Genomic DNA, 24,815 nt, shown 5'->3' on the forward strand with positions numbered 1-24,815 from the left:
TGACAATATGAAAAAATTATATACCATACTTTTAACTGTACTTATTGGAGCATCTGCGTTCGCCCAGAGTTCGGAAATTAAAAAGGCTGACAGGCTTTTTCTCCAACGAGCTTACATGGATGCCTCTGATCAATATAGACTGGTGGCAGACAAAAACCAGGAAGTTCTGCAGAACCTTGGAGATTCTTATTTCTTCACCAACCGGATGAAGAATGCTGAGGAAACTTACAGAACATTATTTCTTAAGCATGAAAACGTTGCCCCTGAATATCAATTCAGGTTCGCACATGCTCTTCGTGCGTCTGGAAAACACGATGAGGCAGATGAACAATTGAGCGAATACCTGGGACAGGAAGTGAATTTCGAAGAATGGAGCAAAGAATTGGATACTACTGTAACCCATACTTATACCACCCAGCAGGTCATGCAAAATGCTGCATCTTCTGACTTCGGGATCACTTTTATGGGAGATCGTGTAGTCTTCGCTTCTACCCGTAACCAGGACCGCCCTATTTATGCCTGGAACAAAAAGCCTTATCTGGATCTTTATGTTGCAGATATGGCTGATGACGGAACACTAAGTAATGTTTCACTTTTCGAGGGAGATATCAATACCGATACTCATGAGAGTTCCGCTGCATTTTCAAGTGATGGGCAAACCATGTACTTCGATCGTACCAACTCTAGAAGGGTAAAGACAGAATGGTCTGAAGTACCAGTTGCAACGATCAGGATCTACCGTGCTGAATTGATTGACGGTAATTGGACAAACATTGAAGCACTTCCATTCACCAGTGATCAATATTCCACAGAGCATCCTACTTTAAGTGAAGACGGTTCAACCCTTTACTTTGCAAGTGACATGCCCGGTTCTTTAGGTTCTTTTGATATATACAGCGTAGCTGTAAATGGAGATGGAACTTATGGGGAGCCTCAAAATCTGGGTCCGAATGTAAACACAGCAAATCGTGAGCAGTTCCCATACATTGCTAATGACGGTACTCTTTATTTCACATCAGACGGACATGTTGGATTTGGAAACCTTGACGTATTCAAAAGTGACCAGGAAAATGGTTCTTTTGGAAAGGCACAGAATCTTGGAAACACCCTTAACAGTGAATTCGATGATTTTGCTTTCGTAATGAGAGAAGGAGATGAAAGTGGTTACCTTGCCTCTAACAGAAGAGGGTCTGATAACCTTTATGCTTTCACAAGAGAAGATTATACCCCTCCTGTACTTCCTCCTGAAGAAAGTGAGATCAATCCTGATACCGGAAGAAGACAGATTGCCGGGGTAGGAAACATCTATTTCGATTTTGACAAAGCAACTATAAAGGCAGAATCTGAACCCACCCTTAACAGGATTGTGGAGATCATGAATAACTACCCAATGTTGAACATTGAGATTGGTTCACATGCAGATGCCCGTGGAAGTGACCGTTACAACATGGAACTTTCTGAAAGACGTGCACAGTCTACTTTAGAGTACCTTGTAAATAAAGGAATTGATAGAAACAGACTTACTGCAAAAGGATTTGGAGAAAGCATGCCACTTAATGATTGTACTCAACCAACCGGTTGTACCAGTGAGGAGTATGCCCGTAACCGTAGAAGTGAGTTTACTGAAGTTACAGGAAACATCAACACCCCTGAAACTGAGGAAGATTTAGATATAATTGAAGATACTGAAGACAGTGAGGAAAACTAATTCGTCCGTAGCTATTACAGACAGATAATTTCTGACTAACCAACCAAAGAAAAGGCCCTGAGAGATCGGGGCCTTTTTAATTAATAATATTCTAGATAGGGTATTTAAATTATTTCCTGGGTGGATATCCTTTTAAAGCTTCGGCAACAATAAGGTCGAACTTCTTTTGACGGATTTCCGGACTCGCATTGGGATCAAAAGAACTCTCCACAACGGCCTGCCACACCAGGGCATCTTTTTTAGCGTCTATAAGATCAAAGGTAAGTCTTAGATAGGTGTCGGCACCTCCAAGAGGAATTCCGCCGCTTATGCCTACTCCCACGTTCCCTCTGCCACCTCCCACTCCAACACCAAGTCTGCTCTGGTTACTTTCCCTGAATTCTTCGGAATAAATATTAACGTAGAGATCGGGATTTTCGGACGGCGATAATCCTTTTGACCTTAAAGCAGATTCCAGACTGGTGATGAGCCTGTTGTCATCCAACTGGCTCAACCCGGTTTGAAGTTCAGGGTAAATTGAATAGGTTCGGAAATTTGAAAAATTGACCTGATCATCATAATCATACAAGGCTCTTGGTGTACTGCAAGAAACCAGAAAAATGAAGATCAACAGGAAGCTATAGGATCTCATAAGGAGTAAGTTTTCTTAAAAATAAGAAAACTCCCCCTGATAATGAATAGATTAACAATATCTAAACAGCCTCTTTATTTAGCATTTCCCAAAGTCTATCCTTCAGCTCTGTCAATCCTTGTTGTGATACAGAAGAAATGAAAAGATATGGGGCTCCAAGGTTTTGGTCAAGTTCGGCTTTTAGTTCAGCTTTTAATTCCTCGTCAAGCATATCGCTTTTAGAGATAGCGATAAGCCGGTCTTTATCCAGCATTTCAGGATTATAACGTCGCAGCTCATCAACCAGGATCTCATACTGTTTCTTGATATCAGGGGCATCTGCAGGGACAAGGAACAATAAGGTGGAATTTCGCTCTATGTGCCGAAGGAATCTATGTCCAATACCCTTTCCTTCCGCAGCACCTTCAATGATTCCAGGTATATCTGCCACCACAAAGGTTTTGAAGTCCCGGTATTGAACGATGCCAAGGTTTGGTTTAAGCGTGGTGAATTCGTAATCGGCGATCTTAGGTTTAGCTGCCGTAATGACCGATAGCAAGGTAGATTTTCCGGCATTTGGAAAACCAACCAGCCCAACATCTGCCAAAATTTTTAGCTCCAGGGTTACGTCTACTTCTTCTCCGGGAATTCCGGGCTGGGCATACCTGGGGGTTTGGTTTACCGAAGATTTGAAATTCCAGTTACCAAGGCCACCTTTTCCGCCTTCAGCAATAACGATCTCCTGCCCGTCCTCTGTGATCTCGTGTAAGATCTCCTGGGTTTCGGTATCTCTTACCACTGTACCTAGCGGCACATCTATATACTGGTCTTCCCCGTCTGCACCCGTACTTCTTTGTTTACTTCCGTGTTCCCCGTGACCGGCTTTTACGTGTCTTTTAAATTTTAGATGAAACAAGGTCCAAAGGTTTTTGTTTCCCCTAAGGATCACATGTCCCCCACGACCTCCATCACCACCATCAGGCCCGCCTTTCGCAACATATTTTTCACGATGTAAATGCGCAGATCCTTTACCTCCGTTCCCAGAGTTTATATGTATTTTAACGTAGTCAACAAAATTTCCTTCAGTCATTATTCCTCTATCTTATTATTTTTTGACGTATGGGTCTATTGTATCTCGTCAATTACCTCTTTTAAACGCTGAGTGATCTCTTCGATACTCCCTACCCCATTAATACCATAGTACTTATTTTCCTTAAGGTAAAACTGTTTAAGTATGGCAGTCTCTTCGTAGTAAACTTTAATTCGTTCCCTTATCACTGCTTCATTGGCATCATCTGGTCTACCCGAGGTTTTCCCTCTTTCAAGCAGCCTTTGAACCAGCAGGTCATCTTCTACCTCAAGCGCGATCATAGCACTCACCTCAGTACCTTCAGTTTTAAGCAGTTCTTCAAGCGCTTCAGCCTGGGCCACTGTACGGGGGAAACCGTCAAAAATGAAACCTTTCCCGTCTATATTTTTCTTTACTTCGGCCCTGAGCATATCTATCGTTACCTCATCGGGAACCAGTTGACCTTTATCCATGAAAGATTTTGCCATCATGCCCAACTCAGTCTGGTTCTTGATGTTATATCTAAAAACATCTCCTGTAGAAATGTGTTTCAGTTCATAAGTATCCTTTAAGATAGTGGCCTGAGTTCCTTTCCCGGCACCCGGAGGACCAAACAGAACGATATTCGTCATTTTATCTACTTTAAGTTTATATACCTGTGTAAGATTGCGGCCAAGGCCATCGTAATCCAACCCGTAACCTACTATAAAATCATTGGGTATTTCGATCCCAATATAATCAACGGGTAATGACTTCTTATAACTTCCCGGTTTATAAAAGAGAGTGGCGATTTTGTACCGTTTTACTCCTTCGGCCTTCAGGATCTTTGCAATACTTTCAATGGTATTGCCGGTATCAACAATATCTTCAATTACCACCACACTTCTACCTTTCAAGGGCTGGGTCAAACCCATAAGGGAATTTACCACACCCGTTGTGCCTGTACCTTCATAGGAACTCATCTTAACAAAATTGACCTCACAATCTCCCTGGAATCTTTTGATGACCTCAGCTGCGAATAAAAAGGCACCATTAAGGACTCCCAAAAAAACCGGGGTCTCTCCTTCAAAATCTGTATTTATCTGTGCGGCCACCCTTTCAATGCCTGCGTTGATCTCTGCTTCAGATATAAAGGGCGTGAATTTTAAGTCGTGTAGTTGAATCAAAACCTAATACTTTTTAGGACAGCAAAGATACATATTCCTATCAACCCGACAGGGGAATTTAAATAGCATTTGCAAGTGAATGTTTCGGTAGTTCAGATTTTTAAAATTATTTTTGCTGAAAGACCACCTTGATGACAGACTATTTCTCTTCAGATTTTAAGCTTGGAATACTTGGCGGAGGCCAGTTGGGGAAAATGATGCTCTATGAAACCCGGAAATTCGACATTCAAACCCTGGTGCTTGATCCCAGTCCTGAAGCACCTTCCAGGATCTCCTGTGACCATTTTTTTCAGGGAGACCTTATGGATTATGACACTGTACTGGAATTTGGAAGAAAAGCAGATGTTCTGACCTTTGAAATAGAGACCGTTAATGTAAAAGCACTGGAAAAACTGGAACAGGAAGGCAAAAAAGTCTATCCCTCGTCCCAGACACTAAAAAAAATTCAGGACAAGGGGGTTCAGAAGCAATTTTATACTGAAAATGCCATTCCTACTGCAGCTTTCAAAAAATTTGATTCTAAAAAGAAACTTTTGGAGAGTATTCAAAAAGGGGAAATTCAAATGCCTTTTGTGTGGAAAAGTACCACCGGAGGTTATGACGGGAAAGGTGTTACTGTTATAAAAAGTGAAGGAGCTCTAAATGAATTGGATGAATCTCCCTGTATTGCTGAAGACCTCATCCCTTTCAAAAATGAGTTGGCAGTGATCGTTGCCAGGAACCCTTCAGGGGATTTGAAAACATATCCGGTAGTGGAAATGGAATTCCATCCTGAAGCCAACCAGGTGGAATATGTGATCTGCCCTGCAAGGATAGATCCTTCTGTTGCTGAAAAAGCCCGGAAAGTGGCCGAAAAAGTTTCCAAAGCATTTGAACATGTAGGACTACTTGCTGTTGAAATGTTCCAGACCGAAGATGACCAGATCCTGGTCAATGAAGTAGCCCCACGACCCCATAATAGCGGACATTATAGTATAGAGGCCGGTTTCACAAACCAGTTCGAACAACAAATACGGGCCATTCTGGACCTTCCGCTAGGGAATACAGATAGTAAAGTTGGAGGGGTGATGGTGAACCTGGTGGGAGAAGAAGGTTACACCGGCAATGTGATCTATGAGAATATTCGTGAGATCATGAAACTAAAAGGAGTGACCCCTCATATCTACGGAAAAAAAATTACCCGGCCCTTTAGAAAGATGGGCCATGTCACCATTGTAAACGAAGACCTTGCAGAAGCCAGGATCCTGGCTGAAATAGTTAAAAACACGATAAGGGTGACCGGAAGTGAAAAAATAAATTAAAAATAAAAAGATGAGTAAAGTCAGCATTATAATGGGCAGCACCAGTGATCTCCCGGTCATGCAGGAAGCTATTGACATTCTGGAACAGTTTGGTATTGAGACCGAAGTTGATATCGTTTCTGCCCACCGCACCCCCGAAAAACTTTTTGATTACGGTAAGAATGCCCATACCCGGGGTATTGGGGTGGTCATAGCCGGAGCCGGCGGCGCGGCGCATCTACCGGGAATGGTAGCTTCCCTCTCCCCTCTTCCGGTCATAGGAGTGCCGGTTAAATCAAGTAATTCTATTGACGGTTGGGACTCTGTGCTTTCTATCTTACAAATGCCCGGCGGCGTCCCTGTTGCCACAGTTGCCCTAAACGGTGCAAAAAATGCCGGAATCCTGGCTGCACAGATCCTGGGGAGTTCCGATATAAAAATTCAGGATAAGATCCTTTCTTATAAAGAAGACCTCAAAAGTAAAGTAATAGAAGGCGCAAAAAGCCTGAAAAAATAAAGCCACGCTTTCACGTGGCTTTTTAAGTAGCATTTTAAACCTTTAATAGTATTTATTAACCATTCTAAATATATTAATCAAAACCTAAAAGCTACTATCTTTATAAAGAGTTGATCTTTCAAATCTGTTTCAGATGTTAAAGTAAATAAAAAAAATCTTCAGAAACCAACAAAATTTAAACTTTTCGTTAAAAACCTTTGTTTTTCCGACTAAAATATAGTTAAAATGATGAACCAGAATCCTCTTTTAGAACCATTTATACACGCCCCTTTTTCAAAAATAAAGCCCGAACATTTTAAACCGGCTATAGAAGAAGCGATACTAATGGCGAAAAAAGAGATTGAAAAGATCACTTCTTCAACAGAGCCTGCCACCTTCAGTAATACCTTGGAAGAACTTGAATTTGCGGGGGAAACCCTCGACAGGATCACCAGTATCTTTTTTAATCTGAATTCAGCAGAGACCAATGACCAGATCCAGCAACTGGCACAGGAGATATCCCCTATCCTGACAGATTTTAAAAATGATCTAATCCAGGATCCCGAACTATTTGAAAGGGTAAAAACGGTATACGACCAGAAGGACGAACTCGGGCTCACTGTTGAACAAGACACTTTACTGGACAAAAAGTACAGAATGTTTACTAGAAATGGTACGAACCTGGATGCTGAAGGCAAGCAGCAACTGCGGCAGCTGGACAAAAAACTTGCTGCCCTCAGCCTTAAATTCGGAGAAAATGTATTGGCAGAAACCAATAGATATGAGCTTCACATAGTAAACGAAGAGGAGTTGGATGGCCTTCCTCCCGGTGCTAAAAGTGCTGCCAGAATGCTGGCAAAAGAAAAGAACAAAGAAGGCTGGATCTTCAATTTGCATTATCCCAGCTATATTCCATTCATGAAGTATGCAAAAAACCGGAAACTGCGCAAAGAAATGGCCATTGCTTTTGGGGCAAAAGGCTTCCACAATGACCATCTCGACAATCAGCAGAATGTCCTGGAGATCGTTAACCTTCGTTATCAAAAAGCAAAATTACTCGGCTACCCTACCTATGCTCATTTCAAACTGGAAGAAAGGATGGCAGAAACCCCTGAGAAAGTAAATTCATTCATGGAGGAACTATTGCATAAGGCAAAACCCGCCGCTCAATATGAATTTAAGGAACTGGAGGAATTTGCGCAAAATCTGGACAATATTGAAAAACTCCAAAAATGGGATGCTGCATATTATAGCGAAAAGCTTAAACAGGATCGTTTCGACCTGGATGACGAGCAGTTAAAGCCCTATTTTGAACTTAATAATGTGATCAACGGGGTATTTACGATCGCCGGAAAACTTTATGGACTGAAATTCAAAGAAGTTTTTGATGTTGACACCTACCATCCAGAAGTTAAAACCTATTTGGTGACAGATGAAGATGGGAAAGAGATTTCTCTGTTTTATGCAGATTTTCATCCACGGGAAGGAAAACGCGGAGGTGCCTGGATGACTTCCTATAAATCACAGTTCCGAAGAAACGATCTTGATGAACGCCCGCATATTTCTATTGTATGCAATTTCACCAAACCCACTGAGGAGGAGCCTTCTTTACTGACCTTTAATGAAGTTACCACTCTTTTCCACGAATTTGGACATGCCTTGCATGGCATGCTGGCTAACACCATCTACCCCAGTATTTCGGGCACGAATGTTTTTTGGGATTTTGTGGAACTTCCAAGTCAGGTGCTTGAGAACTGGTGTTATGAGAAGGAAGCCCTGGAGCTATTTGCGACACACTACGAAACAGGAGAGGTGATCCCTGAAGATCTCATTCAGAAAATAAAAGATTCCTCTACCTTCCACGAAGGAATGGCCACTTTAAGGCAACTAAGTTTTGGAATGCTTGATATGAGCTGGCACAGTGAAGACCCCTCCAACATCACCGATGTAAAGGAACATGAAGAAAAAGCTTTTGAACAAACACAGCTCTATCCCGAGGTCAAGGAAAATTGCATGAGCACCTCCTTCTCTCATATTTTTCAGGGAGGGTATGCTGCAGGTTATTATTCGTATAAATGGGCAGAAGTACTGGATGCAGATACCTTTGAATACTTTTCGGAAAAAGGCATTTTTGACCGGGATACTGCCAGGAAATTCAGGGACACCATTCTTTCTCAGGGTGGTACCGAGCATCCGCTGACCTTATATAAACGCTTCCGCGGAAAAGAAGCAGCTCCTGAAGCACTTTTAAGAAGAGCAGGTCTGCTTCCCAAGAAATAATCAGGAAAGGTTAAAGCATTTTTCATTTGTCAGTTTTTTAACTGAATCTTTTGCTATTTTTGAAGAAGGAATTTCAGAAATGACAGAAATTAGGTTAGAACCCGAAAAGTGGGTGGACAGGTATGCTGATTACCTTTTTAACTACACCATAGTGCGTGTAAATGACAGGGACGTGGCCAATGATATCATTTCTGAAACTTTTTTAGCCGGCCTTGGCTCCATGAAGAACTTTAAAGGTGAGGCTTCAGAAAGAACCTGGCTGATCTCTATCCTAAAAAGAAAGATCGTAGATTATTACCGAAAGATAAATTCCAATAAAGGCAAAGCTGAAGTGAAGATTTCCAGCCCAGACGGGGAAACCGAAGGGGAATGGCTGGAAGAAAAAGTGGCCGACCTCTCTGACAAGTCTGCCGAAGATATTATGGAAAATGAGGAGTTGGGGCTGGCGATACTGGAATGTATGGACCAACTTCCGGAAAAGCAGGCTGTCATTTTTAAAAAGAAGACGATCGAAGGCCTGGATACTGAAACAATTTGTAATGAATTCAATATCACACCGTCTAATTTATGGGTAATCATTCATCGAGCCAGAACTTCTCTGGCCAAATGCCTGGAAAAAAACTGGTTTTAATTATGAGCATAATGCGTTTTTTTGGTCTTGATTGTGCAGAAGCAGCTAGCGCCTGCCATAAAGCAGAATATAACGAAGCCGGGCTGGTCGAAAAACTCAGGTTAAAACTACACCTTTTCCTGTGCACCCCCTGTAAAGATTACAACCAGAAGAACCATAAATTAAGTCATCTCATCAAAAAAGCTAATCTTCATTCCTGCTCTGAGGAGGAAAAAGAAGCATACCGGCAGCGAATAAACGAGCAAAGATCAGAGACTTCCCGTTAACAACAACATCAGTAACCAGAAGATTGGAAGCGCCTCAACCCAAAATGAGGAATAATAGGAACTCTGCCTCTCCCTTGTCTTCCAGATAAATCCCGCCGAGACCACTATTGTCACTGCCAGTGCCCCTAAAGCTGGAACAGTGCCGTACGGTTTGAAAATTTGTATAAGAAGGGCAGCAACCAAAAGTGCGAGTCCAAGAAGTTTTGTTTTCGTCACGCCTACCCGCTGCGGCATGGTTCCTAACTGCAGTAGATCATATCGAAGATCCCTTATCTCAAAAGGAATGGTCCAGGCCAGGACCAGCAGGAAACGCTGAACGAATTCCATTACTATATTTACCACTGAAACTTCACCAACTGTCACAACAGGCAGAACTACTGTAACCCCGGCCCATACGAATGCGATAATAAAAATCTTTATCCCCGATATACTTCTAAGGTTTCTTTGTTTACTGAAAACAGGCAGGGCATACAGAAGCGTTAATGATCCAAAAATTGCAGCCCAGATCAGGATTTTAAGTTCTACCGTGAAAGCCGCCCATATTAAAAATAAGAAGGAAATGAATGAAAAAATCTGGATCAAACGCAGGCCTTTAGCAAGACTGCGATGATGCAGTTTCGCGACCCCTGCATACTTCACAAAATTATAACCGGTAATGCTTCCGAAAAAAATAAAAAACAGCAGCCTCAAATCAGGTTTTAATCCATAATGGAAAAAGGTCACCAGGCCAAGCGAAACGACAGCTAAAGCCACATGAATACTGCTGTTGATGTAAAAATCAAAAAGCCGTTTTATCATCTCCATTCTCCTTTTTAAAACAGGGGATCTTTTCCATTAAAAGTTAACAATACTTGCGCTCCAAATCATTAAAAAATAGGTTTAAAATCCGTAATTTCGCAGCTCAAAACACAACTTTTACTTAATGAACACTTTTTCTTTTGCCTCACGTCATATAGGTCCCAGGGAAAACGACCTTCAGGAAATGTTGAAAACAGTTGGAGTGGACTCCATGGAACAACTGATCTACGAGACACTTCCCGATGATATTCGCCTTAAAAAAGACCTCGAACTTGCCCCTGCCATGAGTGAACATGAATACCTCTCTCACAACATTGCACTGGCAGCCAAAAATAAAGTTTTTAGAACGTATATTGGATTAGGATATCACCAATCTATTTTGCCCGCTGTAATTCAGCGTAATATTTTGGAAAATCCGGGATGGTATACGGCTTATACTCCTTACCAGGCTGAGATTGCCCAGGGAAGGCTGGAAGCCCTCTTAAACTTCCAGACTGTAATCGCCGACCTTACGGGAATGGAGCTGGCAAACGCCTCTCTTTTGGATGAAGCCACTGCCGCTGCTGAAGCCATGTCACTTTTATTCGAATTAAGGGACCGGGACCAAAAGAAAAAAGAGGTGAACAAATTCTTCGTTTCTGAAGAAGTCTTACCTCAAACCATCGACGTACTTAAAACCAGGGCTATTCCATTGAATATCGAATTGGTCATTGGAGATCACGAAGCTTTTGAGTTCTCTAATGATTTCTTCGGAGCATTTTTACAATACCCCGGAAAATTAGGTCACGTATTTGACTATTCCGGTTTTGTTGCTAAAGCAAAAGAAAACAATATTAAAACAGCTGTGGCAGCAGACTTGCTTGCACTGGTAAAGCTTCGTGCTCCCGGTGAGTTTGGTGTAGATGTGGTAGTGGGAACTTCCCAACGTTTCGGGATCCCTCTCGGGTATGGAGGACCGCATGCGGCATATTTTGCCACCCGGGAAGAATTCAAGAGAAGTATTCCCGGTAGGATCATTGGGGTAACCAAGGACACTGATGGAAATTTTGCCCTGAGAATGGCACTTCAAACGCGGGAACAGCACATTAAACGCGACAGAGCTACTTCAAATATTTGCACCGCACAGGTATTACTGGCTGTTATGGCCGGTATGTATGCCGTTTACCACGGACCAAAAGGTTTGAAATTTATTGCAACCCGGGTACATAACCTTGCAGTAACAGCCGCCGAAAATATTGAAAAACTTGGTTTCTCTCAGCTCAACTCCTCCTATTTTGACACCATCCTTATTAAGGCTGATGCCAAAAAGATCAGGGAGATCGCAGAGAGAAATGAAGTGAATTTCTATTATCCTTCAACAGATGCAGTTGCTATTTCTCTGAATGAGGCTACCAACCTGGACGATGTGAACACAATTATTTCCATCTTTTCGGAAGCCGCAGGAAAAGACTTTGTTAAAGCTTTAAAACTTTCAGAAACAACACATATCCCGGGATCTGTAGAGAGGAAAACTGAATTCCTTAAGAATGATGTTTTCAACTCCTATCATTCCGAGACTGATATGATGCGGTACATCAAGAAGCTGGAGCGAAAAGACCTTTCTTTGAATCACTCCATGATCTCTTTAGGATCTTGTACCATGAAGCTGAACGCAGCATCAGAAATGTTGCCGTTAAGCTACCCTCAATGGGGGAATATTCACCCCTTCGTACCCCTGGATCAGGCTGAAGGATACCAGATCGTTCTGAAGAGGCTTGAAAAGCAACTTACGGAGATCACCGGGTTCTCAGCAACATCATTGCAGCCAAATTCGGGCGCACAGGGAGAATATGCAGGTCTCATGGTAATCAGGGCGTATCATGAATCCCGTGGGGACAGCCACAGAAACATTTGTTTGATCCCATCCTCCGCTCACGGAACCAACCCTGCTTCAGCAGTAATGGCGGGTATGAAAGTGGTTGTAACCAAATCTACCGAGACTGGAAATATTGACGTGGAAGACCTTCGGGAAAAAGCTATAAAATACAAGGACAACCTTGCTGCACTGATGGTAACCTATCCATCAACCCACGGGGTTTTTGAATCTGCCATTACAGAGATCATCAAGATCACACACGATAACGGCGGCCAGGTTTACATGGATGGAGCCAACATGAACGCGCAGGTAGGACTTACCAGCCCCGGGGTGATTGGAGCTGACGTTTGTCACCTTAACCTGCATAAGACATTTGCTATTCCTCATGGAGGTGGAGGTCCCGGAGTAGGACCTATTTGTGTAGCAGAACAACTTGTTCCTTTCCTACCGGGCAATCCGGTGATCCCAACAGGAGGAGATACGGCTATTACGGCTATCTCTGCAGCACCCTGGGGTTCTGCTTTAGTATGTCTCATCTCTTATGGCTATATCACCATGCTGGGCAGCGAAGGGTTGAAAAAATCTACGGAATATGCCATCCTTAATGCGAATTATGTCAAGGCACGTATTGATGAACACTACAAGACCCTCTACAGTGGGGAACGCGGCCGTGCTGCGCACGAAATGATCGTAGACTGTCGTCCTTTCAAAGCAAAAGGAATCGAAGTTACTGATATCGCGAAAAGATTGATCGATTACGGATTCCACGCGCCAACAGTGTCTTTCCCGGTGGCAGGAACCCTCATGATCGAACCAACTGAAAGTGAAAGTAAAACTGAACTTGACAGGTTTTGTGATGCCATGATCTCTATCAGAAAAGAGATCAACGAGGTAACTGCAGAAGAGCCAAACAACGTTTTGAAAAACTCCCCCCACACTTTGGCAATGCTGACTACCGATGAGTGGAATTTCCCTTACACCAGGGAAAAAGCAGCTTTTCCGTTGGAATATCTTTCAGAGAACAAATTCTGGCCTTCCATAAGAAGGGTAGATGAAGCTTTTGGAGACAGGAACCTTATTTGCACCTGCGCGCCCATAGAGGAGTATATGGAAGAATAAATTTATCTTTTTTGAAAACCCGAAGGCAAAATCCTTCGGGTTTTTCATTTTCAAGAATATCACCTTTAACTTATTCTTAACAAAAGAGATACAGAAAAATGGAATTTTTAATCTTTTACAAAATAATGGATCGATAAATGCAGCATTCATAATCAAGGATATTTTCTTTAATTAAATTGGTCAATACTGAAGCTGATTTATTAATTTTGAAGCAATTACCCCATTAATTATAAACGATGAGCATTAAAATAACAGGGGTTGGGAGTTACATACCCAACAAGGTTGAAAAGAATTCAGACTTCCAGAAGCACGAATTTTTATATGAAGATGGTTCTGCTTTTGGGCAGTCAAACACTGTAATAATTGAAAAATTCAAAGCTATTACAGGTATTCATGAACGCAGGTATATTCAAAAAGAACTTAACAATTCAGATATTGCCTACCTGGCTGCCATAAATGCCATTGAAGACGCAAAAATAGACCCTGAAGAACTCGATTACCTCATCGTGGCCCATAATTACGGGGATGTGATCCATGACGATATGCAAAGCGACACAGTACCCAGCCTCGCTACGAGAGTAAAAAATAAATTACGCATTAAGAACCCTAAATGTGTGGCTTATGATGTCCTATTCGGATGTCCGGGTTGGATAGAAGCTGTGATCCAGGCTAATGCTTTCATCAAAAGTGGAATTGCCAAAAAGTGCCTGGTAATTGGATCGGAAACCTTATCGAGAGTTGTAGATAAACACGACCGCGACTCCATGATCTATTCAGACGGTGCAGGTGCTACAGTGATCGAAGCCTCAGATGAAGAAGGTGGGATCCTTGCTCATGAAAGCGCAACCTATTCGTTTGAAGAAGCCAATTTTATTTTCTTCGGAAAAAGTAATAACAGGGACAGTAATGACAACCGCCGATACATAAAAATGCACGGCAGAAAGATCTATGAGTTTGCCCTGAGCCATGTTCCGGCAGCCATGAAAACCTGCCTGGAAAAAAGTGGAAAATCCATCTCTGATGTGAAGAAGATATTAATTCACCAGGCGAATGAAAAAATGGATGAAGCGATCATAAACAGGTTTTACAAACAGTTCAAAACCCCTGTCCCCGAAGGTGTGATGCCAATGAGCATCAATAAACTTGGTAACAGTAGCGTGGCAACAGTGCCTACCCTACTCGATCTAATCTTGAAGGGAAAAATGAAGGATCAGGAAATTAAAAAAGGAGATGTTGTCATCCTTGCCAGTGTAGGTGCAGGAATGAACATTAATGCGATCGTCTACCAATTCTAGAATGTACGAAAACACTTTTCCTAATAAAAGGTATAAAGAAACCCTTGAATTCCTTACTAAAGTCGCTCCCGCCCCGGCCAAAATCCTTGACCTGGGGATAAGAAATCCTTTTTCAGAATTAATGGAAATATACGGGTATCAGGTAACCAATACTTCGGGAGAAGACCTGGATCTGGACACTGAAAAAGTAAAAAACAGCACAGCCGAAATTGTAACCGCCTTTGAGATCTTTGAGCATCTTATTGCACCATTCAATGTCCTGAGGGATATAAAAACTGATAAACTGGTTGCCACCGTGCCTTTACGCCTCTGGTTCTCTCGCGCCTACCGCAGCAAAACTGATAAATGGGACCGGCATTATCACGAATTTGAGGACTGGCAGTTTGACTGGCTTTTAGAAAAAGCAGGGTGGGAGATCAAAGAAAGGCATAAATGGACCAATCCCGTAAATAAGATAGGACTTAGGCCTCTGTTACGGAAATTCACCCCCCGTTATTATGCGGTGTATGCCGAAAAAAAAGGTTAGTCAAAATAGGCATATTTACACCTCAATTCCCTTATCCTTTATTTCTGATGTAACAAATCTTTTTCCTGCCCGTCGTAGTTGAAAATCTTATGAAACTTTTCTATGACAACTATTTCCGGTTTAGGAACAATGAACTTTTGTCACTTTTCGTGGTCAACCTTCGGTATATTATAGGCCTGGGGTTCCTGCCTTCAGGCATTATCAAGGTTTTGGATCAACCCTTCACCCACATGGAGAATGTTGGAGTGTTCTACGACTTTCTGGATGCCCTCTATGCTACTGGATATTACTACAATATGATAGGAGTAATGCAGGTAGTTGCGGCTCTGTTGTTAATTACTCAGCGCTTTGCGACTATAGGTGCGGTGCTTTTTCTTCCCATCATTTTTAACATCACGGTGCTCACCATTACCACGATTGGCAGCCTTACCCCGCTTGTCGCTTTCCTCATGTTCCTGGGAACGATATTTTTACTCCTGTGGGACTACTACAAATGGATCAACATCTTTTATAATGATAACCAATTGCGGGCTATTCCTGCTAAAAATAATTATCCTACCTACAATAGATTCCAGGTGTGGACAGGAATCCTCCTCATCCTTTTTCCTTCGCTGTTCATTGGAGCCGGGTTTCCTAAAACCGGATTGACCTTTGTCGCAATAGTGCTTGTTACAGGAAATCTTATTTCTGAATGGAAGCGACCGGTACTACGGCCATTCTTAAAAATAATGTTCAGAAAAGCTTCTTTGGAAACAGATGTTTAAAAAGTGTAATTTAGCCGAAAGACCTGCAGACTTTGAAAATTTACATTGTCATTCCCGCTCACAACGAAGAAGCATTTATAAGGGAAACTTTAGAATCCCTCTCAAGACAAAGTCTTCTTCCATCAAAACTGGTGGTAGTTGACGATCAATCAGCCGATGGTACTGCAGAAATTGTTTCAGAACTTACCCGGAAATATCCTTTAATCTCCCTGGTAAAAACGACTTCTTCAGAAGAACATCTCCCGGGAAGCAAAGTTATCAATGCCTTTCAGAAGGGATTAGAAACTTTAGATGACACCTATGATGTGATCTGCAAATTTGATGCTGACCTTATCTTTCCGGAGAATTACCTCGAAACCATCAGCCGGCATTTTTCAAAAAATTCAAAGGTGGGGATGGCTGGAGGTTTCTGTTACATTCAGCAGGAAGAAGAATGGGTTTTGGAAAGCCTTACAGATAAGGATCATATCAGAGGAGCGCTAAAGGCTTACCGAAAGGAATGTTTCAGGGATATTGGCGGACTTAAACCATCAATGGGTTGGGATACTGCAGATGAACTGCTGGCTCAATTCCATGGCTGGGAAATAGTGACCGATCCATCTTTAAAGGTAAAACACCTCAGACCAACCGGGTTTACGTACCATAAAAAGGCCAGATGGAAACAAGGGGAAGCTTTTTACAAGCTTCGCTATGGATTCATCATTACTACCATTGCCTCGGTCAAACTTGCCCTGAAGAAGAGAAAACCGGCGCTTCTCAAAGATTACCTTGAAGGATATTTTAGGGCCGCTGTCGCAAACTCCACTTTCCTGGTGACAAAAAAAGAAGGAGCCTTCATAAGAAGGCTCCGTTATAAAAAGATGTTCGCAAAGTTGTTCGGTTAGTTTTCAAAGACCATATATAATGGTCTACCTGTTGAGCCGTTTGGAAATGAAATCCCTAATAAAGCAGAGATCGTTGGTGCAATATCCTCGATTCCTGTACGCTCCAATGTATTTCCATGTTTTATCCCCTTTCCGTAAAAAATGAGAGGAGCATGGGTATCATAATTCTGGCCACTGCCATGAGTGGAGCCGGTTTTTGAATAAGAAATAACAGACGGTTCAAGTACAAACATTACATCACCACTCCTTTTCTGGTGAAAACCGTTATCAACGGCAGCATCAATTCCATCGGAATAACTTGTTGCCTCCAGTTGTTCTCTTGTAAAGACCTTATTCACCTGCTCATATTGAAGTGCAAAATGTGCAACTTCTCTTTGCAGCTCAACCCTTGAAATATCATTATCTTCCAATACTTCATAGTCGAAAAATATCTGGTTATTTGAAATGTTCTTAATAAAGGTATCTTCTCCAAAAACATCTCCCAAATAATCATTCAGAGAATCCCTGAATTCTGAACTATTAAAATATCCCGCCGGGATCTTTACAGATTGCAGATAAGACGGTACATGAACTCCACCATGATCTGAAGTGAGGAATAAGGTATAGTTGTCTTCCCCAACTTTATCATCCAGAGCCTCAAGAAGACGCTGCAGGTCAAGATCCAGACGGAGGTAACTATCCTGCACCTCTTTTGAGTTCACTCCAAAATTATGGCCAAGGTAATCTGTGGAAGAGAAACTAACCGTAAGAAAGTCGGTGATCTCATCTTGTCCCAAATCTTCCCCTTCGAGAGCGGCTATGGCAAAATCTGCAGTTAAGCTGTTCCCAAAAGGACTTTCCTTAATTATATCATATCCTCCGTTTTGTTCCTGTAACTTCGGAAAGTCATAAGGAAATCCTGTATCTTCCTTTCCCTTAAAGCCTCCTTCAAAATCATTGATATCTATTCCACTTTCCAAGTAGGTATCAGTATCAAAAAGGGTTTCCCAGGGCTTCATGTAAGACTGTGCCCTACCGGAAGTATTGAATTCCTCCACCCAGTCTGGTAGTTCTTCAGTATAAAATGAGCTGGTCACCCATTTAGCCTCGTCCTGCCCATGAAACCAATAAGCAGCATTAGCTGTATGACCGGCAGGCAATATTGCTCCGCGATCTTTTAATGCGATCCCAATGGTCTTTCCGCGCATTTGCGTATGCAACCTGTTTTCATCTGCGACGGTAGTGGTAAGGAGACGGTGGGGAGACATTTTCCCTGCATCTGAAGTTGTACCTACAGAATTTACCGCCGGGTCTCCAACACAATAAACCATCTCCCCGATAAATTTATTGTACCAGTTATTTCCTATTATTCCATGTGATTCGGGAGAACTCCCCGTATAGACCGAAGCGTGTCCCGGTCCTGTATAGGTAGGAATATAACTAAAATGAGTATTGCGAAGATTATAACCTTCAGAAATGAGCTTTTTGAACCCACCGTCCCCAAACCTGTCCCAGAATCGGGTTATGAAATCATATCTCATTTGATCTACTACTACCCCTACCACCAGTTTTGGTTGAGTCCTGAGATCTTTGGATGGATTAAATCCCTCCCGGGAACCGTCCTGTGCAGAAACGACCTGGACGAAAAAAACAGCTAAAAAAATTTGAATAAAATGCTTCATTATAAAATATTTATTGTCCCAAAAATACAATTTTATAAGGCTTCAAAGATTAAGTCAAGCTTAAATACTTTGCTTGAAAAAATTAGTATTTTAGCATTTACAAAATTTATAAATGGGCTATCTGCATTCTATTGGTGAATATTTTTTAATGCTAAAAGGGGTTTTCGGCCGAATGACCAAAAGATCGGTTCTCACCAATCTAATCTTTAAAGAAATAGACGACCTTATATTGGGATCCCTGGGTATAGTTGCTTTCATTTCCTTTTTTATTGGAGGAGTTGTAGCCATACAAACTGCACTTAACCTCAACAACCCGTTGATACCCCGAACGCTCATTGCCTTTGCAGCAAGGCAGTCTGTGATCCTGGAATTCGCACCTACTTTCATTTCCATTATTATGGCAGGAAAAGTAGGTTCCTACATCACTTCGAGTATTGGATCAATGCGGGTTACCCAGCAAATTGATGCCCTGGAAGTGATGGGAATAAACTCCTTAAACTATTTGATCTTTCCGAAGATCATCGCCATGCTTACTTACCCCTTTATTATTGCGATCTCCATGTTCCTTGGAATCCTGGGGGCTTATAGTGCGGGTGTATTTGGAGGTTTTGTTTCATCAGAAGATTTTATTTCGGGGCTACAGGATGATTTTAACTCCTTTCACCTGGTCTACGCGTTTGCAAAGACCTTCATTTTTGCCTTAATATTAGCGACTATTCCTTCTTACCATGGTTATTACATGAAAGGGGGAGCACTTGAAGTTGGACGGGCAAGCACCACGTCGTTCGTTTGGACCAGTGTGGTGATCATCATCGCCAATTATGTAATAACCCAATTACTGTTAAGCTCATGATAGAAGTAAAGAATATTAAAAAAGCTTTTGATGGGGAAGAGATCCTGAAAGGGATCTCAACGGTCTTTCCAAAAGGACAGACCAACCTCATCATAGGCCAGTCGGGGGCAGGAAAAACAGTATTTTTAAAATGTTTGTTAGGCCTTTTCAGACCCGATTCAGGAAAGATCCTTTATGACGGACAGGCATTTTCTTCATTCAGCGAAGAGGAGCAAAGGGAACTACGCCAGCAAATGGGAATGGTGTTCCAGGGTGGTGCTCTGTTCGATTCCATGACCGTGGAGGAAAACGTAATGTTCCCTTTGCGCATGTTCACCAAACAAAACCGGGCAACCATGATGAAGCGGGTAAAGGAAGTATTGGATAGGGTTAACCTGGCCGAAGCACAGCAACAGAAAATGCCGGTGGAGATAAGCGGGGGGATGCAGAAAAGGGTTTCCATAGCCCGTGCCATTGTGAACCGCCCAAAATACCTTTTTTGTGATGAACCCAACTCGGGACTTGATCCACAAACCGCTACGGTGATAGATAACCTCATCCTGGAGATCACCAGGGAATATGACATCACCACGGTGATCAATACCCATGATATGAACTCGGTTCTGGAAATAGGGGAAAAGATCGTTTTTCTTAAAGACGGAAAACTGGAGTGGGAAGGCGATAAAGAGGTTATCTTTAAAGCTGAAAATGAAGCGGTAACCGAATTCGTCTATTCCTCAGATCTATTCAGAAAGGTTAGAAAAGCCCAGATGCAGGGATTTTGATCAATTGATCAATTGATCGTTCTCACGGAGATGGTATCAAGGGCAAGCCTTACCATTAACCACTCCTGCAGTTTATTCATTTCTTCGTTCCGTGAAGCCCGGGAAAGAGAGTTATCCCATCTAATGTTGAATGTAGGAATAGTATCTATCTTCGAAAAATTGGTCACCAGATTGTTCGCATAACTCATCTCCCTGATATTCTTATAATTGATCTTAGCCTCACGGGTGATTTTTTCGAAAGGGATACCTGAACTACGATAGTGCATTAGTTCCTGCTCCAGTAACCTAATACGTGCATCTTTATCTTCCACCACCTGCTGGTTGCGCATGTAAAGGTCTTCCAGGATCCCGGTCCTTACCTCACTGGTCAATTGCGCTGCCATTTCCGGACTTTGGTAGGACCCCTGGTGAACATCAAGTACCACGTCTTCCAGCTTCGGAATACTGTTCAGCTGTGATTTCCACTGGTAGATCTGCTCCTGGGGCACAGGTTTTCCAATAAGATAAATATCAATGATCTTTGTTTTATAATCCTGGTTAAATTTGACCACTTCAGCCCCGGGATACTTTATCACATCATTTACAAATTCTTTTGTTTTACTATTGAAAACCTGCTCACTTAAAAGGTTTACGAAAAGGATGATACTTGGTATCATTACCAGGATAGCGATCAAAGAGGCAAGGCGGGCAGTATTTTTACGACGCCTGCTGTTGGCATATTTTACCAGGGGAAACCCTAATAATTTTGAAACCAGAAAAGTTGAAAGAGCAATGAAGACTGAGTTGATCGAGAAAAGATATAAGGCACCACCTGCATATTCCCAGTTACCAATTGCCAGGCCATAACCTACGGTACACAGGGGTGGCATAAGGGCCGTTGCAATAGCAACCCCAAAGATCACACTGGCTATGGCTCCTTTTTTAGTTTTCGCCACTATAAGGGCAAGACCGCCAAAAATAGCAATAAGCACATCGAGGATAGTAGGATAAGTACGAGCCACCAGTTCGGGGGTTTCCTCCTTGATAGGAGAAACCAGGAAATACAGGTAAGCCGTAAGTACACTCAACACTACCATAACACCCAAATTGACCAAAGAGCGTTTCAGGGTGTCCACGTCGTTTATCGCAACCGAGAATCCCACCCCCACAATGGGTCCCATTAGAGGGGAGATCAACATGGCACCAATAACCACGGCAGTGCTACTCACGTTAAGGCCAATAGAAGCGACAAATATTGAGAACACAAGGATCCAGGCATTATGCCCTTTAAAAGAGATATCGCGCTTAACCGTCTCCATGGTGGTATCGCGATCTGTATCCTCATGAATATCCAATAATTCTTTAAGAAAACTCTTTAGTTCCCGCCAAAGGGATTTTCCGTTCGCTCCGGTTCCTGCCTCAATAGAAGTGCTGTTACTGTTATTCTCCATTCGCTAACCTAGATTTTCTCCGAATTTTTTCTGAACCATCTCCCTTATCTGCTTTATCTCCTGCTCTTTTTCCTTCGGAACGATCAATAATACATCTTTTTCGTCAACCACGATATATCGGTGGAGTCCGTCAATTACCACAACCTTATTGGAGTTGGAACTTATTATATTTCCTTCTGAAGCCTGAGCAAGCACCCGGGCATTAAGAACCACATTTTCCTGTCCGTCCTTATCACATTGATCGAACAAGGAACCCCAGGTACCCAGATCATTCCAGTCAAAGGAAGCCGGAATGACAAAAATATTTTTCTCCTTTTCGAGGATCCCGTAATCAATGGAAATATCGGGAGCAGAAGAATAATGTTTTCCAATGAAATCAAATTCCTCAACGGTATTCAGTTTTTCCCTGCCCTTATCAAAAAGATCATAGAGCTCAGGGAGATTTCTGGAAAATGAGCGTAGAATAAAATCAACATTCCATATAAAGATCCCGGCGTTCCAAAGGTAGTTGCCTTCTTTCAGAAATCTGCGCGCAACTTCTATAGTAGGTTTTTCGGTGAACTCATTGACGTTTTTAACTTTGCCACTTCCATTTTTGTCATATTGTATGTACCCATAGCCTGTATTAGGAAAGGAAGGTAGAACCCCAAGGGTCACGATCCTGTCATCTCTTCGGCAGGCTTCAAAGGCCGCGTTTATATCATTTGTAAACGCAGTTTCATTCTCGATCCAGTGATCGCTTGGTGCCATGATCATCACGGCATTTTTATTCTTTTTATAGATCTTTAAAGCAGCCAGTAAGACCGCCGGTGCGGTATTGCGCATGGCGGGTTCCAGTACCACCTGCCCCGGCTCCACATTTAGTTGATCGTGAACGAGGATCTCATATTTTTCATTGGTAAGGATCAGGATATTTTCCGCAGGAACCAAAGCGGTCAATCTTCTAAAGGTGGTTTGTATAAGCGTCTCCCCGGTACCTAAAAGATCCCTGAACTGCTTGGGCTTTTGAGTAGTGCTAACGGGCCAGAATCTAGATCCTACTCCACCGGCCATAAGAACCGCATAATTATCTTTGTTCATTCTCTCCGTATTTTAATTCGCCGTCTTTAACAGTTCTACCTCCGCGTTTGGCTGAAACAGGTAAATTCTCCCTGTTTTGACCTCTGTACATTCATAACGTTTAATGCGACGTTGCCCTTTTTGGAAGATCTTTCCGTTATAGATCCTGAAAATACTCCCATGAGGAACTTCAAAAACATAATTCCTGTCATTTTTTTCATCAAAACTTTTCAATGCCACAGAGAGTCTTGCATCTGTATCACTGCTGGCCTTTGGGTTCTTAAAGTGCCTGGCGATCACCGGAAGCAGTTCTGAAGGAAAAATTTCTGGTCTTATGAACGGCAACATCAACTTTTGAAAAATTTGCTTCCATTCCAATCCATGAGGCTTAATCTGTCTTCCGTATTTTTCAAATGCAAAAAGATGTGCGATCTCATGGATAAGAGTAATCAGGAAACGGTATTTGTTGAGGCTTGCATTAACGGTAATTTGGTGTACCCCGTGAGGCAGCCTTCGGTAGTCCCCATGCCTGGTCTTTCTTTCATTAACGATCTTAAGGTGGATCTGATTTGCTTCGATCAAACCAAAAACCGGCTCTACCGCATGTGTAGGAATATATTTTTCTAATATATTTTTCATTCAATCAAGGGGTGCTATTGGAAACCTGAAGTAATTTACCGTTGTAGAATCTATTACCCGTCAGGGAGAATTCTGCAATGTATTCAGCCATTTCATCGGGCTTCACAGGAGCTTCATATCCGGGAAATGCTTCTGCCAGCATTTCAGTTTGCACTGCGCCAAGGGCGAGAACATTAAAAGAGGGACCTGATTCCTTGTATTCTTCAGCAAGCAATTCAGTAAGAGTGATTACCGCCCCTTTACTGGAACTGTATGCTGAAAGTCCCGGAAACTTCATACTTCCCTGAACTCCTCCCATACTGCTGATCGTTACCACATGTCCATCCTTTTTCATAAAGGGAACCACAGCTTTGGTAAGCGCTGCGACTCCAAAAACATTGACCTGAAAAACCTTTTCAAAGTCCTTCAAGGAAATTTCTTCAAAAGGCCTGTTCACTATAGCCCCGGCATTATGGATCACGACATCCACACGATCCCAGTTTTGTGCTACAAATTGTGAAACAGCCTGTAAATTTACTTCCTGAGTGAGGTCACATGACAAGGAATGAACCTGTTCAAGCTGTAGATCGGCTACCGGTTTCTCATTCCTGGAAAGGGAAAGCACCCTGTGCCCACGGGCAGCTAATATCTTTACCAGCTCCAGTCCAATTCCCCTGCTCGTTCCTGTTACAATAATATTTTTCATTCTGCCATTTGTATTTCCCTTTCAGGTGAGTTTGCCATTTCAGTTAATCCCGGAGCAATAGCCTCTATCAATTCTGTCATATGAGCGGTATCCATGTGTTCGAACTCATCCTTGACATGATGGTAATAATCATAATTGGAAAAGTCGAAGGTGGAAATGGTCTGAGCTGGCACATTGAATTCCTGGTAAAAAGGATGGTTATCGCTTCTTTCAAAAAGCCTGAATTTTTCTGCTTCCGGAAGAAATCCTAAAACTTCTTTCCCGGCATACCGGTTGAATTTTTCAGCCAGGTTGCTTTTATTATAACCTGTGAGATAGGCCATATAATCATTATTCTTCATGGGTACACCAATCATCTCTATATTGAACATTACATAAAGATCAAGAGGTGCAGCGTTTAATTTTCCTGCCAGGTGTTTTGCTCCTATCAGTCCCATTTCTTCCGCAGAAAAAAGGGTAAACAGAAGACTTCTTTTGGTATCCCTATTAGAAAAATACCTGGCAAGTTCCAATACTGCGGCAGTGCCGGCAGCGTTGTCATTGGCACCATTGGCTATGGAGTCCAATCCTACTTTCCTGGCAAAACCTACATGATCGTAATGTCCTCCAATAATGATGTATTCATCCTTGAAAGCGGGATCTGTTCCTTCCTTTAAAGCCACCATATTATAACCGGTGACGCCTTCCACTTCAAAAGTATCTCTGTAACTTCTGAAATAAGGTTTCAAACCATGCGTTTCAAATTCATCTTCAATATAGGTTGCGGCCTGTTCAATACCGGCTGTGCCCGTCGCTCTTCCCTTAAGATCGTCTGAAGACAGGTACTCTAATGTATTGGCAACAGAAGATTCTGAAATGCTATATGGCGAAGAATTATGGGAAGTGGTGACCTCTTTTGCCTCTTTACATCCTAAAGCAGAAATGAATAATGCGATTGCACCTAAGATCGGGATTTTTCTCATGGGCCTAAAGATAAA

General features: G+C 42.3%; 23 protein-coding genes. 13 read left to right on the forward strand and 10 right to left on the reverse strand.

The window, feature by feature from the left end; all coding sequences use genetic code 11:
* Positions 1–7 precede the first annotated feature (7 nt).
* Complete coding sequence (locus ACFSTG_RS09655; RefSeq protein ID WP_380751720.1) at positions 8–1,708, forward strand: OmpA family protein; 1,701 nt, start codon at positions 8–10, stop codon at positions 1,706–1,708.
* A 109-nt stretch (positions 1,709–1,817) separates the two neighbouring features.
* Here the strand turns inward: ACFSTG_RS09655 and ACFSTG_RS09660 are convergent, their stop codons facing one another.
* The 3 genes from ACFSTG_RS09660 to ACFSTG_RS09670 all read right to left on the reverse strand — a co-directional run bounded on the left by ACFSTG_RS09660 (position 1,818) and on the right by ACFSTG_RS09670 (position 4,553).
* On the reverse strand, positions 1,818–2,339 hold the full coding sequence (locus tag ACFSTG_RS09660; protein WP_380751722.1) for a DUF4136 domain-containing protein: 522 nt from the start codon (positions 2,337–2,339) through the stop codon (positions 1,818–1,820).
* Positions 2,340–2,400: 61 nt separating this feature from the next.
* Positions 2,401–3,408 (reverse strand): GTPase ObgE, encoded by a 1,008-nt coding sequence (obgE, locus tag ACFSTG_RS09665; RefSeq protein ID WP_380751725.1) that lies wholly within the window; start codon positions 3,406–3,408, stop codon positions 2,401–2,403.
* A gap of 35 nt (positions 3,409–3,443) precedes the next feature.
* On the reverse strand, positions 3,444–4,553 hold the full coding sequence (locus ACFSTG_RS09670; protein ID WP_380751728.1) for an adenylate kinase: 1,110 nt from the start codon (positions 4,551–4,553) through the stop codon (positions 3,444–3,446).
* A 131-nt stretch (positions 4,554–4,684) separates the two neighbouring features.
* Here ACFSTG_RS09670 and ACFSTG_RS09675 point away from each other — a divergent pair, with 131 nt between their 5' ends.
* From ACFSTG_RS09675 to ACFSTG_RS09695, 5 genes are all read left to right on the forward strand, one after another.
* On the forward strand, positions 4,685–5,854 hold the full coding sequence (locus ACFSTG_RS09675) for a 5-(carboxyamino)imidazole ribonucleotide synthase (protein ID WP_380751730.1): 1,170 nt from the start codon (positions 4,685–4,687) through the stop codon (positions 5,852–5,854).
* A gap of 10 nt (positions 5,855–5,864) precedes the next feature.
* Positions 5,865–6,350, forward strand: coding sequence for a 5-(carboxyamino)imidazole ribonucleotide mutase (purE, locus tag ACFSTG_RS09680; protein ID WP_380751732.1), 486 nt, complete (start codon positions 5,865–5,867; stop codon positions 6,348–6,350).
* Between the two features lie 225 nt (positions 6,351–6,575).
* Positions 6,576–8,609 carry a M3 family metallopeptidase gene (locus ACFSTG_RS09685; protein ID WP_380751735.1) on the forward strand — a complete coding sequence of 678 codons (2,034 nt, stop codon included), beginning with the start codon at positions 6,576–6,578 and terminating at the stop codon, positions 8,607–8,609.
* 79 nt (positions 8,610–8,688) lie between these two features.
* Positions 8,689–9,240 carry a sigma-70 family RNA polymerase sigma factor gene (locus ACFSTG_RS09690; RefSeq protein ID WP_380751738.1) on the forward strand — a complete coding sequence of 184 codons (552 nt, stop codon included), beginning with the start codon at positions 8,689–8,691 and terminating at the stop codon, positions 9,238–9,240.
* Positions 9,241–9,242: 2 nt separating this feature from the next.
* Positions 9,243–9,506, forward strand: coding sequence for a hypothetical protein (locus ACFSTG_RS09695; RefSeq protein WP_380751741.1), 264 nt, complete (start codon positions 9,243–9,245; stop codon positions 9,504–9,506).
* On the opposite strand, the gene ACFSTG_RS09700 is transcribed toward ACFSTG_RS09695, so the two are convergent.
* Entirely contained in the window at positions 9,489–10,310 is an 822-nt protein-coding gene (locus tag ACFSTG_RS09700) for a hypothetical protein (RefSeq protein ID WP_380751743.1), read from the reverse strand. The two genes, ACFSTG_RS09695 and ACFSTG_RS09700, sit on opposite strands and share 18 nt — an antisense overlap.
* Positions 10,311–10,428: 118 nt before the next feature.
* Here ACFSTG_RS09700 and gcvP point away from each other — a divergent pair, with 118 nt between their 5' ends.
* From gcvP to ACFSTG_RS09725, 5 genes are all read left to right on the forward strand, one after another.
* Positions 10,429–13,278: an aminomethyl-transferring glycine dehydrogenase gene (gcvP, locus tag ACFSTG_RS09705; RefSeq protein WP_380751746.1), complete on the forward strand. Its 2,850-nt coding sequence runs from the start codon at positions 10,429–10,431 to the stop codon at positions 13,276–13,278.
* Positions 13,279–13,514: 236 nt separating this feature from the next.
* On the forward strand, positions 13,515–14,573 hold the full coding sequence (locus ACFSTG_RS09710) for a 3-oxoacyl-ACP synthase III family protein (protein ID WP_380751749.1): 1,059 nt from the start codon (positions 13,515–13,517) through the stop codon (positions 14,571–14,573).
* A gap of 1 nt (position 14,574) precedes the next feature.
* Positions 14,575–15,099 (forward strand): methyltransferase, encoded by a 525-nt coding sequence (locus ACFSTG_RS09715; RefSeq protein WP_380751752.1) that lies wholly within the window; start codon positions 14,575–14,577, stop codon positions 15,097–15,099.
* 89 nt (positions 15,100–15,188) lie between these two features.
* Positions 15,189–15,863, forward strand: coding sequence for a hypothetical protein (locus tag ACFSTG_RS09720; RefSeq protein WP_380751755.1), 675 nt, complete (start codon positions 15,189–15,191; stop codon positions 15,861–15,863).
* A gap of 32 nt (positions 15,864–15,895) precedes the next feature.
* On the forward strand, positions 15,896–16,747 hold the full coding sequence (locus tag ACFSTG_RS09725) for a glycosyltransferase (protein ID WP_380751758.1): 852 nt from the start codon (positions 15,896–15,898) through the stop codon (positions 16,745–16,747).
* Here ACFSTG_RS09725 and pafA read toward each other — a convergent pair.
* Positions 16,744–18,408, reverse strand: a complete 1,665-nt coding sequence (gene pafA, locus ACFSTG_RS09730; RefSeq protein ID WP_380751761.1) for an alkaline phosphatase PafA — start codon at positions 18,406–18,408, stop codon at positions 16,744–16,746. The genes ACFSTG_RS09725 and pafA overlap by 4 nt on opposite strands.
* Positions 18,409–18,520: 112 nt before the next feature.
* On the opposite strand from pafA, the gene ACFSTG_RS09735 reads away from it, so the two are divergent.
* Together ACFSTG_RS09735 and ACFSTG_RS09740 are read left to right on the forward strand one after the other, a co-directional pair.
* A complete protein-coding gene (locus ACFSTG_RS09735) occupies positions 18,521–19,261 on the forward strand; it encodes an MlaE family ABC transporter permease (RefSeq protein ID WP_380751763.1) in 741 nt (246 codons plus the stop codon).
* Complete coding sequence (locus ACFSTG_RS09740; protein ID WP_380751766.1) at positions 19,258–20,025, forward strand: ABC transporter ATP-binding protein; 768 nt, start codon at positions 19,258–19,260, stop codon at positions 20,023–20,025. The genes ACFSTG_RS09735 and ACFSTG_RS09740 overlap by 4 nt, the downstream gene beginning before the upstream one ends.
* A gap of 8 nt (positions 20,026–20,033) precedes the next feature.
* On the opposite strand, the gene ACFSTG_RS09745 is transcribed toward ACFSTG_RS09740, so the two are convergent.
* Genes ACFSTG_RS09745 through ACFSTG_RS09765 form a run of 5 tightly spaced genes read right to left on the reverse strand, consistent with a single transcriptional unit; the run spans position 20,034 to position 24,800 of the window.
* Positions 20,034–21,455 carry a DUF389 domain-containing protein gene (locus ACFSTG_RS09745; RefSeq protein ID WP_380751768.1) on the reverse strand — a complete coding sequence of 474 codons (1,422 nt, stop codon included), beginning with the start codon at positions 21,453–21,455 and terminating at the stop codon, positions 20,034–20,036.
* A 3-nt stretch (positions 21,456–21,458) separates the two neighbouring features.
* Positions 21,459–22,535: a mannose-1-phosphate guanylyltransferase gene (locus ACFSTG_RS09750; protein ID WP_380751771.1), complete on the reverse strand. Its 1,077-nt coding sequence runs from the start codon at positions 22,533–22,535 to the stop codon at positions 21,459–21,461.
* 12 nt (positions 22,536–22,547) lie between these two features.
* On the reverse strand, positions 22,548–23,153 hold the full coding sequence (locus tag ACFSTG_RS09755; RefSeq protein ID WP_380751774.1) for a SprT-like domain-containing protein: 606 nt from the start codon (positions 23,151–23,153) through the stop codon (positions 22,548–22,550).
* Between the two features lie 4 nt (positions 23,154–23,157).
* Positions 23,158–23,838 carry an SDR family NAD(P)-dependent oxidoreductase gene (locus ACFSTG_RS09760; RefSeq protein ID WP_380751776.1) on the reverse strand — a complete coding sequence of 227 codons (681 nt, stop codon included), beginning with the start codon at positions 23,836–23,838 and terminating at the stop codon, positions 23,158–23,160.
* Positions 23,835–24,800 (reverse strand): M20/M25/M40 family metallo-hydrolase, encoded by a 966-nt coding sequence (locus ACFSTG_RS09765; RefSeq protein ID WP_380751778.1) that lies wholly within the window; start codon positions 24,798–24,800, stop codon positions 23,835–23,837. The genes ACFSTG_RS09760 and ACFSTG_RS09765 overlap by 4 nt, the downstream gene beginning before the upstream one ends.
* Between the last annotated feature and the right edge of the window lie 15 nt (positions 24,801–24,815).

This window comes from Salinimicrobium flavum, from assembly GCF_042684505.1.
GTDB lineage: Bacteria > Bacteroidota > Bacteroidia > Flavobacteriales > Flavobacteriaceae > Salinimicrobium > Salinimicrobium flavum.